The 11,930-nt window shown below is 58.4% G+C and carries 12 protein-coding genes and 1 other RNA gene; 11 read left to right on the plus strand and 2 right to left on the minus strand.

Features of this window, described 5'->3' with window-relative positions; all coding sequences use genetic code 11:
• Positions 1-2: 2 nt before the first annotated feature.
• The gene (gene acuI / locus C8029_RS17910; protein ID WP_152003427.1) at positions 3-995 is read right to left on the minus strand and encodes an acrylyl-CoA reductase (NADPH); all 993 of its coding nucleotides are present in this window, start codon (positions 993-995) and stop codon (positions 3-5) included.
• 119 nt (positions 996-1,114) lie between these two features.
• On the opposite strand from acuI, the gene C8029_RS17915 reads away from it, so the two are divergent.
• The 9 genes from C8029_RS17915 (at position 1,115) to fumC (ending at position 9,138) form a co-directional block, all read left to right on the plus strand.
• Positions 1,115-1,876 carry a FadR/GntR family transcriptional regulator gene (locus tag C8029_RS17915; RefSeq protein ID WP_152003428.1) on the plus strand — a complete coding sequence of 254 codons (762 nt, stop codon included), beginning with the start codon at positions 1,115-1,117 and terminating at the stop codon, positions 1,874-1,876.
• A gap of 123 nt (positions 1,877-1,999) precedes the next feature.
• Positions 2,000-3,040: an ABC transporter substrate-binding protein gene (locus tag C8029_RS17920; protein WP_152003429.1), complete on the plus strand. Its 1,041-nt coding sequence runs from the start codon at positions 2,000-2,002 to the stop codon at positions 3,038-3,040.
• An 83-nt stretch (positions 3,041-3,123) separates the two neighbouring features.
• Positions 3,124-3,503, plus strand: a transfer-messenger RNA (tmRNA) gene (gene ssrA, locus C8029_RS17925).
• Between the two features lie 126 nt (positions 3,504-3,629).
• A complete protein-coding gene (locus C8029_RS17930) occupies positions 3,630-4,055 on the plus strand; it encodes a nuclear transport factor 2 family protein (protein ID WP_009571188.1) in 426 nt (141 codons plus the stop codon).
• A 185-nt stretch (positions 4,056-4,240) separates the two neighbouring features.
• Positions 4,241-4,993 (plus strand): phytochelatin synthase family protein, encoded by a 753-nt coding sequence (locus tag C8029_RS17935; RefSeq protein ID WP_009571189.1) that lies wholly within the window; start codon positions 4,241-4,243, stop codon positions 4,991-4,993.
• Positions 4,994-5,074: 81 nt separating this feature from the next.
• Positions 5,075-6,334, plus strand: coding sequence for a chromate efflux transporter (gene chrA, locus C8029_RS17940; RefSeq protein WP_152003430.1), 1,260 nt, complete (start codon positions 5,075-5,077; stop codon positions 6,332-6,334).
• Between the two features lie 66 nt (positions 6,335-6,400).
• Positions 6,401-6,904, plus strand: coding sequence for an SspB family protein (locus tag C8029_RS17945; RefSeq protein ID WP_152003431.1), 504 nt, complete (start codon positions 6,401-6,403; stop codon positions 6,902-6,904).
• Between the two features lie 136 nt (positions 6,905-7,040).
• Positions 7,041-7,598 carry a class I SAM-dependent methyltransferase gene (locus tag C8029_RS17950; RefSeq protein WP_009571192.1) on the plus strand — a complete coding sequence of 186 codons (558 nt, stop codon included), beginning with the start codon at positions 7,041-7,043 and terminating at the stop codon, positions 7,596-7,598.
• A 145-nt stretch (positions 7,599-7,743) separates the two neighbouring features.
• The gene (gene fumC, locus C8029_RS17955) at positions 7,744-9,138 is read left to right on the plus strand and encodes a class II fumarate hydratase (RefSeq protein ID WP_152003461.1); all 1,395 of its coding nucleotides are present in this window, start codon (positions 7,744-7,746) and stop codon (positions 9,136-9,138) included.
• 201 nt (positions 9,139-9,339) lie between these two features.
• Here the strand turns inward: fumC and C8029_RS17960 are convergent, their stop codons facing one another.
• Positions 9,340-9,648 (minus strand): hypothetical protein, encoded by a 309-nt coding sequence (locus C8029_RS17960; protein WP_009571194.1) that lies wholly within the window; start codon positions 9,646-9,648, stop codon positions 9,340-9,342.
• Between the two features lie 481 nt (positions 9,649-10,129).
• Between C8029_RS17960 and C8029_RS17965 the strand changes: the two genes are divergently transcribed.
• Positions 10,130-10,918: a hypothetical protein gene (locus C8029_RS17965; protein WP_152003432.1), complete on the plus strand. Its 789-nt coding sequence runs from the start codon at positions 10,130-10,132 to the stop codon at positions 10,916-10,918.
• A gap of 106 nt (positions 10,919-11,024) precedes the next feature.
• Entirely contained in the window at positions 11,025-11,780 is a 756-nt protein-coding gene (locus C8029_RS17970) for a hypothetical protein (protein ID WP_152003433.1), read from the plus strand.
• Positions 11,781-11,930 lie beyond the last annotated feature (150 nt).

Genomic DNA, 11,930 nt, shown 5'->3' on the forward strand with positions numbered 1-11,930 from the left:
GATCAGCCGTTCAGATCGACCACAACCCGACCTTTGACCCCGCCTTTGAGGATCGACGCCCCAAGCTCCGGCAGGTCTTCGAGCCGGGCAGGATGGACCATCTCTTCGAGTTTCTCCATCGGCAGATCGGTGGCGATCCGTGCCCAAGCCCGCAGGCGGGCCTCTTTCGGTTGCATCACACTGTCGATGCCCAAAAGGTTCACGCCACGCAACAGAAACGGCATCACTGACGTCGGCAAAGCCGCGCCGCCCGCAAGGCCCACAGCGGCGACGGAGCCACCGTATTTCATCTGGCCCAAGACCCGCGCCAACATCTCGCCGCCGACGGCATCGACGCAGCCCGCCCATGTCTCGGTCTCGAGCGGGCGTTTGACCACCTCGTTGATCTCTTCGCGCGCCACGATTTGGGTCGCGCCCAGATCGCGCAGATAGTCCGCGCTCTCGGGGCGTCCGGTCACGGCGGCGACCTCATAGCCGAGATGGGCGAGGATCGCGGTGGCAACCGAGCCGACACCGCCCGACGCCCCTGTGACCAAAACCGGACCCTGCCCCGGTTTCAACCCGTGGTCCTCCAATGCCATCACCGCCAACATCGCGGTAAAACCCGCCGTGCCGACCGCCATGGCTTGGCGTGTGCTCAGATCTTTCGGCAGCGGCACCAGCCAATCGGATTTGACCCGCGCCTGTTGCGCATAGCCGCCCCAATGCACCTCGCCAACGCGCCAGCCGGTCAGAACCACCGGATCGCCGGGTTTGAAATCTGGGCTGTCAGAGCTTGCGACCGTGCCAGAGAAATCAATGCCCGGCACATGCGGATATTTGCGGACCAAACCGCCGCCTTTGGGCGACAGGCACAGCCCGTCTTTGTAATTGAGGGTGGAATAATCAACATTGACCACCACATCGCCCTCAGGCAGCGCGTCCGTGTCGATCTGTTTGATCTGGGCCGTAGCCAGCCCGTCCTCGCCTTGTTCCATCACCAGAGCTTTAAACATATGTCTCTCCCGTTTTGTCGAAATGGCCGTTTTGCACCGCTGGGCGCGCCAGAGGCTCTTGCACGCGGCGCTGAGTCTCCCCATAAATGTCAGACAATTAAATCGTGAGCGCAAGACAAATGTCTGACAATTCAAAATCGCAGCAAAAAACGGCTGAAAAAGACCTTTCCGCCCAAATCGCGCAGGCCATTCGCGATGCGATCCTGTCCGGGGATTTGGTGGCGGATGATCGGTTGCCGTCTGAGGCGGAGCTGTCGGACACCTATGGCGTCTCGCGCCCAACCGTGCGCGAAGCGTTGAAACGGCTGGCGGCCCAAAGCCTGATCCGCACCAAACGCGGCGCGTCCGGTGGGGCCTTTGTCCATCGGCTGTCCTATCCCGAGGCCTACAGCCAATTGGCCACCACAGCGACGCTGCTGCTCAGCCTCAATGAGGTGGATTTTGCCACCGCCTGCCGCGCCCGGTTTGCGCTTGAGCGCGGCTGCGCGCCGCTTTCGGCGCAAAACCGTGACGTCGATCATTTGGCCGCAATGCGGGCTGAAATCACCCGCCAATCACAACCTGGCCTCTCAGACGAAGCGTTTTGTGCCTCGGATGTGGCGTTTCACCGGGCTTTGGTCGATGGCGCCAGCAACCCGGTCCTGTCCTGGCATTTGGCGGGAGCTGTCGAAGGGATGCAGCCCTTGATGAATATGATCACTTTTCGCAACCGCGACAGGGCAGAAATTGTGGCGCTGCACATTCGGATCACGGATGCTCTTGAGGCCCGCGATGCGGCGCTGATCGACCAGCTTTTGAACGCGCTTTGCACCGTAACGCTGCGTCAAGCGGAAGCCACCGAATCGCTGCACGCGCAGAAAAACTCCGGCGCCCGCATCTAATTTGATCAAATTATCAGCAAAGCGATAGAAAAAGCCCAAACCGGCCCTCTCTCCCCCTTGCACAAGTCAAAACCCGTGATAGCGTCGATCACTGAAATTGGTCCACTTTAGGGAGACGACCCAATGAACAGCTTTAAACTTCTGTGCGCCTCAACGGCCCTTGCCACGCTCGCGGGCGCGGGGTTTGCGGAAGACGCAGATCTGCTTGTGTTTGATTACTCCGGTTTTGAAAACGCCGACTTCCACACCAAATATATCGAGAAAAACGGCGACGTGCCGTCGTTTGCCTTCTTTGGCGAGGAAGACGAAGCGCTGCAAAAACTCGTCTCCGGCTTTAAGGCCGACGTCAGCCATGTCTGTGCCGGATCGGTGATGAAATGGGTCGAAAGTGGCATTCTGGAAGCTTGGGACACCTCCAAAATCACCGATTATGCCAACCTCGACAGCAATCTGTTGGGTGCAGATACGGCGGCGGCGACGTCCTATTTTATCCCGTCCGATTTCGGCTCCACCGCCATCGCCTATAACATGGATGAGGTGCCCGCCGAAGACGTCGCCTCGCTTCAGGTGTTCAAAAACCCGAAATACGAAGGCCGCATGACCCTGCCAGACAACGTCGATGACGCCTATGCACTCGCCTATCTGGCGACCGGCACGACCAATTGGCAAAACGCCACGGATGAGCAATTTGAAGCCGCCTCTGACTGGCTGCGCGAAGTCCACCCGAACCTGCGCACCTATTGGACCGATCCGGGCGAATTGGCTCAACTTTTGGCCACGGGCGAAGTGTTGGTGGCCTGGGCCTGGAACGAAACCTACCCGACCATGGTTGGAGAAGAGTTCCCGATCGGCTTTCAACGCCAAGCCACCGAAGGCTCGTCGCTGTGGCTGTGCGGTTATGTGAACCTCAAAGACGCTCCCGGCTCGGAAGACAAGGCCTATGACTTTATCAACGGCTTCTTGGATGTCGCCAACGCGGCCCCTTTGATGGAGGCGGGTTACGGCACGCCGAACCTTAAAGGCCTTGCCACTTTGGGCGATCAAACCTTGATCGATGCTGGCCTTGAGCCGATTGACGCCCCGATTCTGGCCCAATTGCCGATGTCCATTGAGTTGCGCGAAAAGCAATCCGAGGCCTTTGAGAAAATCAAAGCCGGGTTCTAAGCCGGTCTCAGCACCCCCCAAAAGAAACGCCGCTCCTTTCGGGGCGGCGTTTTGCGTTTGATCGAGGCCATCCCTCTTCTGCCCCTCTTGAACCCGGCCCCGGAACCGCTTAGGTATGAGGTGTTCGGGCAACCGGACTATGGACATAAACGCGCTCGTAATACGCGGATCGGACCCGGGGGCGGTACCCGGCGTCTCCACCATACACCCATCGGTTTGGACCTTCATTTGAGGCCTTGGCGATTTGGATCATGGGGACGAAATAGGATCGACGGACGTCTAAAGGGGTTTGCTTTGTTTCGGTGAGTTACCACCGTTATCGGTACACTAAAGCTAGTTGCAAATGACAACAAAGCTCCGATGGCTCTCGCAGCGTAAGCTGTGCGAAAAATCGAAAACTAAGTCCTTAGGTTTAGCGACTTAAGGCGGGGTTCGCAGGTACCTGGCAACAGAAACCTGCACTTTCCCCCTCTCTGCCGGATAAGAAACTTGACGTTAGGTCAATTTGTAAATTCGTCTGGATTTAAACCAATCCTTTAGGGTTTGCGCCCATAGTTTTTAAAGGTCATGGACAGAGGCGGATGAGAAAATGAACGGCGTTGAACTGCTGAAAGCATGGTATGAACGGGTCTGGGTTCAGGGCGATTTATCCGCCATTGACGACTATTTCGGCATCTCTGGTGCCGCCTCCGGGTTGATGACCGATCTTGCCGCCGAGCTTGAGGATTTTCGCGTCCTCGTCCCCGCCGTCCTTCATGCGCTGCGCGATGTGTCCTGTGACATTCTTGATTCGATGGAACAGGGCGATCGGGCGTGGGTCCGAATGCGCCTCAACGCAAAACGCGCGATGGACATGAAACCGGTCTCCATTTCGGGTCAGGTGATGATCCGCACCAAGGATGGCAAAATCTGCGAAGCCTATAACAACTTTGATTTTGTCAGCTATTTTGAACAAATGGGCAACCTTCCGCCCAACACAGTGGCGCTCTGCCTTGCGGGTGAATCTTTAGGCTAAGCCTGAGCTGCTCAGAAGCTGCGCAGAGCCCAGAATACGATTTTTCTTGCCTTGCGCGAAATTTGATCAAAAGTGATCAAGCCGGGCCCTTTGTCTACCCTAAAAGCAATGCTCAAACGCGCCATCTCTATCAGGCGCATCCGGGGTAGATCATCGCCTGTCCGGCGTCTTTCCATAGGTGATCCATGACCAAATTCCTTGCTCTTCCTCTGGCTCTTGCAACGCTCGCGTCCCTGCCCCTGAGCGCACAAGACGCACCGCTGCCGAAACTCGGGCCAAACGCGACCCCCATCACGCAGGCCACGGACTATCTGCGCCAAACGCCCGCGCCCGATTACTGGGCCTTCGCGCCCTATGTGAAAATGCAATTCACCACCTCCGCCTGCTCGGTCGCCGCCATCACGGGGGCGGTCAACGGGCTTTCCGGCCTGCCCACCAATGCCGAAGACACGGTGATGACCCAGCCTGACCTGTTGGAACGCGTTGGCGACGCCCATTGGTCCGACATCTCCGCCGAGGGCGGCGATGGTGTGACCTTTGCCGAGCTTGAGACCTATGCCGGAAAGGCGCTCATAGCGGCCGGTCTCGACAGCTATACGGTCAGCGCCTTTAAACCCACTGACGCCTCGGAAGCCACGCTTGCCACCGTGCGCGAGTGGTTGACACTCAACGAACAGAGCGCCGAAGACGCAATGATGATCTATTTCAACCAAGGCGTCGTCACCGGCGATTGGGACGGCCCGCATGTCTCCGTCATCGGGGCCTATGATGCGGCCAAGGACGAGGTGTTGATCCTGGAGGTCGATCAGGAATGGTACATCCCCTATTGGACCTCGGTGCCGGTCTTGGTTGAGGCGATGTTGAAACCGACCTCGGCGGAGCATGGCGTGCTTGAGGGCGAAACCGGCGGTTTGGTGCGCCTGGCACTGGCAAATTGAGCATCTAACTCTTGACCCAAACGCAGGGGCGTTTACCAAAGGCGTGCCGGACATGACGCCCGGACTAACGCGAGCGCCCGGATGACGCCCCTGCCCCAAACACCCCTGCCCGACTTTCTCAAAGCCTTTGCCCGCATTGGCCTGTTGTCCTTTGGCGGACCGGCGGCACAAATCGCGGTGATGCACCGCGAAGTGGTCGAGAACCGTGGCTGGATGGACGAGGACGGATTTCTCTCCGCCCTGTCCTTTTGCATGATGTTGCCCGGCCCAGAAGCCATGCAGCTTGCCACCTATTGCGGCTGGCGTTTGCGCGGCGTGCCCGGCGGTGTCATTGCGGGGCTGTTTTTCGTCCTCCCCGGCGCATTGGTCATGTTGATTTTGGCCGCGCTTTACGCCCATTTCGGCCACCTGCCCCTCTCCGAGGCGCTGTTTTTAGGCGTCAAAGCCACAGTGACCCTGATCGTGCTGCAAGCCCTGTTCCGCTTGGGCAAAAAGGCCTTGGGGCGGGTGGATCGTTGGGCTTTGGCGGTGATGTCTTTCGTGCTGATTGCGGTGTTTGCCGTGCCGTTCCCGGTGATCGTCTTGGCAGCCGCGCTCGTCGGCGCGCTCACCGCTCCCCCCGCAGAGGTCCAAATCCACGCCGCGCCCAAAGCCCACCACCTGCCCCGCACGCTCGTCATTTGGGGGGCGCTGTGGGCCGCGCCCTTGCTCAGCCTTTGGGCCACGGGCCAAGAGCGGCTTTTGGCAATCGGTTTGTTTTTCTCCCGCCTTGCCGTGGTGACCTTTGGCGGTGCCTATGCGGTTTTGGCCTATATGAGCCAAGAGGTGGTCAACAACCAGGGCTGGCTCACGCCCGAGGCCATGCTTGATGGCCTGGGGCTGGCCGAAACCACGCCGGGACCGCTGATTTTGGTCACCGAGTTTGTCGGCTATATGGCGGCCACCCCTTTGGGCCTTTGGGGCGGCGTGATCGGCGCGTCTTTGACGCTTTGGGTCACCTTTGTGCCTTGTTTTCTCTGGATTTTCGCGGGTGCCCCTTACATCGACTGGATCAGCACCCGCCCAAGGCTCTCCGGCGCGCTCAAGGCGATCACCGCCGCCGTGGTGGGCGTCATCGCTTCGCTGTCATGGTGGTTCACCCTGCATGTGCTCTTTGCCCAAACCACACGGGTACAGGCCGGGCCTGTGCGCCTCGATCTGCCGATGCTGCAGAGCCTCAACCTCAAGGCCCTCGCCCTCATGGTGCTGGCGGCGGTTTTGCTCTTTGCGTTCAAGCGCGGATTGATGACTGTGCTGGCCCTCGTGGCCCTGACAGGCCTCGCGTTTCATATTGTCCTTTGATGACCTCTTTCCTTAGCCGCAGAATCTCGTATGCTGCACCACAGGAGACACAGAAAGGATGCACAGATGGCCAAAACCATCGACTACGGGAACCTCATGCATGACGCGATGCGTGGTCTGATCCGTAAGGTGCTGGACGGCGTGGCCAAAGACGGCCTTCCGGGGGACCATCATTTCTTTATCACCTTTGACACCATGCACCCGGATGTGGAATTGGCTGATTGGCTCTCGGATCGCTATCCCGAAGAAATGACCATCGTCATTCAGCATTGGTTCGACAATCTCGACGTTACCGACGATGGCGTGGCGATCACATTGAATTTCGGCGACAGCCCGGAGCCTTTGTACATCCCCTATGACGCGATCCGCACCTTTGTCGATCCGTCGGTGGAATTTGGTCTGCGCTTTGAGACCCAGGATTATGATGTCGAAGAGATGGAGGGAGACGAGATCCCCCATGACGCCGAAGTCAAAAGTTTCGAGCGCAAAGATGAGGCCGACACATCCGGCACCGCAACGGACGGGCCGAAAGAGGCGGAAATCGTCTCGCTCGACAAGTTTCGCAAATAATAGACCGGCCGCGCGGCCCCTTTTTAACAGCCGCGAAACAGCTTCGTGAATTTTACGTAACGCGATCGGCTCCCCCCTTGTCAGATTACGCGGCGATGGGCACTGCTATCTCAGCATCACGCCAGAGGAGAGCCACATGCCACGCGATTTTGCTGTTTTCCTTGGAGAGATGATCCGCAACCCCGACGATGTGCGCGCGATTGCGCCCTCCTCTTCGGCGATGGCGCGGGTCATGGCGGCGGGGCTTGAAGACATTGACGGGCCTATCGTTGAAATCGGGCCGGGCACCGGCGTGTTCACCCGCGCGATTTTGGAACGCGGCGTGGCGCCCGAGCGGCTCACCCTGTTTGAACTGAACGCCCGTTTTTGCGACGATCTGCGCAGCAAATTTCCCGGCGTTCAGGTGCTCAACCGCTCCGCGACCGAAATCCATCACGTTCTGTCCCCCAATGTCGGCGCGGTCTTGTCCGGCGTGCCGTTGCTCAACCGCCCTACCTTGCAAGACGGCATCCTCGCCTCAGTCTTCGCCTCCCTGCGTCCGGGCGGCGTCTTTACCCAATTCACCTATGCATTCAGTTCGCCGATCGAACCGGACATGCAGCGTCAGCACGGCATCACGGCGCGCAAAAAGGGCACGATCTGGGCCAATCTGCCACCCGCGCGGGTGTTTGAATACACGCGTCAGCCAATTTAGACGTGTCACCTCCCAAACCCGGCGATCTTTTAGCGCTACCATGGGGATGTATGCGTCCGTATACATTGCATGAGCCCCCCTGAGCGCGTATAGCCGAGGCAATATTTGGCATTGCACCAAGGGAGATCCCCCCATGTCCACCCCCGTGACCACCACCCGCACCGAAACCGATAGCTTTGGCCCGCTCGAAGTTCCAAGCGACAAATATTGGGGCGCGCAAACCCAGCGCTCGATCCTGAACTTCCCGATCGGTTGGGAACGTCAGCCGGTGCCAATCATCCGCGCGCTGGGTGTGGTCAAAAAGGCCTGTGCGATGGAAAATATGGCGCAGGGCAACCTGTCCAAAGAGTTGGGCGATGCAATTGTCGCCGCAGCGAATGAGGTGATCGACGGCAAATTCGACGACAACTTCCCGCTCGTGGTGTGGCAAACCGGGTCCGGGACCCAGTCCAACATGAACGCCAACGAAGTGATTTCGAACCGCGCGATTGAAATGCTCGGTGGCGAAATGGGGTCGAAAAAGCCGGTTCACCCGAACGATCATTGCAACATGGGCCAGTCCTCGAACGACACCTTCCCGACCGCGATGCATGTCGGCATCGGCATGCAGGCGCGCGACGTGTTGCTGCCGGGTCTGACCAAATTGGCCAAAGCGCTTGAAGTCAAAGCCGACGCCTTTAAAGACATCATCAAAATCGGCCGCACCCATACCCAGGACGCGACCCCGCTGACCTTGGGCCAGGAATTCTCCGGCTACGCCCACCAAGTCCGCATGGGCATCAAGCGCGTTGAGATGTGCCTGCCCGCGATCTACGAATTGGCACAGGGCGGCACCGCCGTGGGCACCGGTCTCAACACCCAAAAGGGCTGGGCCGAAGCCGTGGCGAAAAACATGGCCGAGATCACTGGCCTGCCGTTTGTGACCGCGCCGAACAAATTCGAAGCGCTGGCCGCCCATGACGCCATGGTGATGTTCTCCGGCGCGCTCAAAACCGTCGCCGCCTCGCTGTTCAAAATTGCCAATGACATCCGCCTTTTGGGCTCTGGTCCGCGCTGTGGTTTGGGCGAATTGATCCTGCCGGAAAACGAACCGGGCTCGTCCATTATGCCGGGCAAGGTCAACCCGACCCAAGCCGAAGCACTGACCATGGTCTGCGCCCATGTCATGGGCAATGACGCCGCCGTCGGTTTTGCGGGCTCGCAAGGTCATTTCGAATTGAACGTTTACAACCCGATGATGTCCTATAACGTCTTGCAATCCATGCAGCTTTTGGGCGACAGCGCCTCCGCCTTTACCGACAACATGGTGGTGGGTATCGAGGCCAACGAACCGCGCATCGAAAAACTTCTGCACGAGTCCCTGATGCTGGTCACCGCCCTGGCCCCGACCATCGGCTATGACAACGCCACCAAAGTTGCCAAAACCGCGCATAAAAACGGCACCACATTGAAAGAAGAAGCCATTGCTTTGGGCTTTGTCGATGAAGCCACCTTTGACGCCGTGGTGCGCCCGGAACAGATGATCGGCCCGAAAGGCTAATGTCAGCGAGCAGGGCATCGCGGAAAGCGGTGCCCCGTGCCCAAGCTGGGCGCAGCAGCGGCGGATGTGAAAATCTGGCGACGTTATAGGCCGCCAGACCGTCATAGATTTTGTGGTGATTTCGCGATGATTTCGCGGTTTTAGGACTCACGCGCGATCACAGTCCCGCGGGTCATCCGGCAGGCGGCTTTCGCTTTGCCGTTAGTTTTGAGGCGCGTAGGAGCGCATCACCTCTTCGTATCGCGCAGTGGTGATCTCCGGGTTATGGGTCTGCACGCAGGCGACCATTTCCGGACGTGCGCCCTCGGGGGCGACGACCTCGCCGGCTTTATAGCGTTGTTTCGCGGCTTTCATCTCTTCGCGCGAGGGACGGTTGGCTTTGAAACATTGGGTCAGCTCTTGCTTGGTCAGGCCCAGATCCTTGGCGATGTCCTCGACCGGAAAGCGGCCCTGCGCCGTGGCGGGCAGAGCGAGGGTGATGAGAAGCGGGGCGGCAAGAAGGGTTTTCATGTGGTTCTCCTGTTTCATGGAGCCTCTGATACGCACGGCGCAGCCGCCTTCCGTCGCCAAAAACGAAAGGCGACCCGAAGATCGCCTTCACTTTATTTTGTTGGGGTTTCTGCGTAGGGAGTCGCTGTTTCGCGCGTAGCGGATCAGCCTTGCGCCCGATCATCTGTTCCGGCCGGACCACGGCGTCACAGGCGGACGATCGGATCGACCGAGCTTTTACCCTGACGAAATCAACATTCTGTGCAATATTCCACAGCAGGCAGGCATTCTTTCCCGCTGTTATGCAACTGATGCATAGGTGATGCATAAAAGACAATGCATGCAAAAATGCAAATCTCTATCAAACAACATTGTTTTACATTGATCGGCATCAAGGTAGTTTTACGCAAGTGATCTATGATGATGATATCGTCCAAGGCAAGAAAGAGTGGACAGCGCTCCACATCTGTATTGGACATCATATGACTCCGGGGAGGATAACATGACATATTTTGCCACATCCAAAAAATCTAAACTTATGAGTGCTTTGTCCATTTTGGCATTGAGTGCGGCTTTGGTCGGTACCACGGCCTATGTAATGAGTGTAGATATTGTGACACCCGCCTATGCGGCCGAAGACGGGGAAGACGGTGGACAAAAAGGCCCACACGCTGGCTCTGGCGATGGCGATTCCGGCAACAGCGGGAAAGAAGGTCATGGCGGCCAATCCACCGGTGCACAGGGATCTGGCCAAGGCGGGCCGGGCGAAGACTCTGAAGGTGCAGGCCCGCGCGCCAATCAAGACAGTTCCAACGCAGGGGCTGGTGGGCCGGTTTGGGCCAACGAAGGCATCCCAGAAGTTGAAATTGGTCGCCTCAACGTGGCCCGTTCACCCGAACATGTGTTGGATCGTGCGCTGACAGAGGCGCTTGCGGAACTGTCGAGCGATGCGGTTGAGTTCTATAATCTCAACCTCTCCGACATGATCGCCGAGTTGTCGCTCAATTGGGATGACACCGTGATCATCGACAGCCCGCTGCAAAGTCTGGCCTTGTTCCAGGCCTATCTCGAAGGGGACTCCCCATTGGCCTCCAGCGGTGTCACAAACAATGTCGATACGGTTTTGGCCGCCCTTTTGGGGGTCGCCTCTGACAAGACCGTCCCGATTTCGACCGACACTGTGATCGCCGTCACGACCATTCTTGGTGTGCCGATGAGCGCCGCTGATGCCGCCGATCTTGCGGCCAATGCCGAGGCCATTCGCATCGCAGTGCTTGCAGGTCACGGTTAAACCCCGTCGATCTGATCACAAACAACAAAACAGAGGCCCCCATTGGGGGCCTTCCCCAAAGACAGACATTGCCCTTAATGAACAGATAAGAGTCTATGGAGCACCTATGAAACCGATCACGCACCTATCCCGCCTTGCACCGCTCGCTTTGAGTGTCGCGTTGACCACCGCCATGACGGCCCCACTGACCGCCGCGCCCGACAACCTTCCCGGCGCAGGTCTTGCCAGTGTCACCTACGGTCCCTATCTGCGTGCCGAATTTGGCATGGCCACCACGGATATCAATGACGGATCGTGGCAACCCCACGGCTATCCCTCTGACCCACAAGTCAATTTTGACCTGAGCGGCGAAGATGGCAGTTTTGGCACCGTGGCGATGGGCTTTGACTGGATGAATGGCTATCGCTTCGATCTGGGGATGACGTTTTCCGAATCGATGAGCGTCAGCGGCCCCTGCGCCTCGGCCTCCGACGGGTCGGATTGCGCCACTCATGCCGATATCACCTCGGCCACGCTGGACACCAGCGCTCTGATGGGCAGCCTCTATTATTCGCCGCTTGAGGCGCCGGCAAAAACACCACCTTCAATCCGTTTGTCGTCGTCGGGCTTGGCCTTGCCAACAACAAAGTCGGAGAGTGGACCCGGACCAATGACAGCCTGTCGACCGGGGTTGATCGCAGCTTTGAGGGCGACAGTTCCACCAGCCTGGCCTACTCCTTGGGCTTTGGCGCCAGTTGGCAGGTCACCAAACCCGGCCAATGGCCCGTCATCCTGGAAGCCAGCTATCGCTACTATAATTTTGGCACAGCTCAGGGTGGCAGCACCCCGATTAATGGTGGACAGTCTCCGGTCACCCCGCTGAAATTCGACGTGGACAATCAAGTCGTGAGCATTGGTGTGCGCGTGCCGCTTCAGCGCATGTAAGTCATCAGCCATCGAAACACGCCAGCCCCGTTCCTCCACCGCGTTGAACGGGGCTTTCGTATCTGATCTTGGCGATGACCTGCGCATG

It is taken from the genome of Roseobacter sp. TSBP12, assembly GCF_009129705.1.
Taxonomy (GTDB): domain Bacteria; phylum Pseudomonadota; class Alphaproteobacteria; order Rhodobacterales; family Rhodobacteraceae; genus Celeribacter; species Celeribacter baekdonensis_A.

Coding starts and splice junctions, on each gene's coding strand:
- C8029_RS17930 (WP_009571188.1), top strand. CDS start 3,630: ATGAACGGCGTTGAACTGCTGAAAGCATGGTATGAACGGGTCTGGGTT.
- C8029_RS17965 (WP_152003432.1), top strand. CDS start 10,130: ATGACATATTTTGCCACATCCAAAAAATCTAAACTTATGAGTGCTTTG.
- C8029_RS17950 (WP_009571192.1), top strand. CDS start 7,041: ATGCCACGCGATTTTGCTGTTTTCCTTGGAGAGATGATCCGCAACCCC.
- C8029_RS17970 (WP_152003433.1), top strand. CDS start 11,025: ATGAAACCGATCACGCACCTATCCCGCCTTGCACCGCTCGCTTTGAGT.
- chrA (WP_152003430.1), top strand. CDS start 5,075: ATGACGCCCCTGCCCCAAACACCCCTGCCCGACTTTCTCAAAGCCTTT.
- acuI (WP_152003427.1), bottom strand. CDS start 995: ATGTTTAAAGCTCTGGTGATGGAACAAGGCGAGGACGGGCTGGCTACG.
- C8029_RS17935 (WP_009571189.1), top strand. CDS start 4,241: ATGACCAAATTCCTTGCTCTTCCTCTGGCTCTTGCAACGCTCGCGTCC.
- C8029_RS17945 (WP_152003431.1), top strand. CDS start 6,401: ATGGCCAAAACCATCGACTACGGGAACCTCATGCATGACGCGATGCGT.
- C8029_RS17960 (WP_009571194.1), bottom strand. CDS start 9,648: ATGAAAACCCTTCTTGCCGCCCCGCTTCTCATCACCCTCGCTCTGCCC.
- C8029_RS17915 (WP_152003428.1), top strand. CDS start 1,115: ATGTCTGACAATTCAAAATCGCAGCAAAAAACGGCTGAAAAAGACCTT.
- C8029_RS17920 (WP_152003429.1), top strand. CDS start 2,000: ATGAACAGCTTTAAACTTCTGTGCGCCTCAACGGCCCTTGCCACGCTC.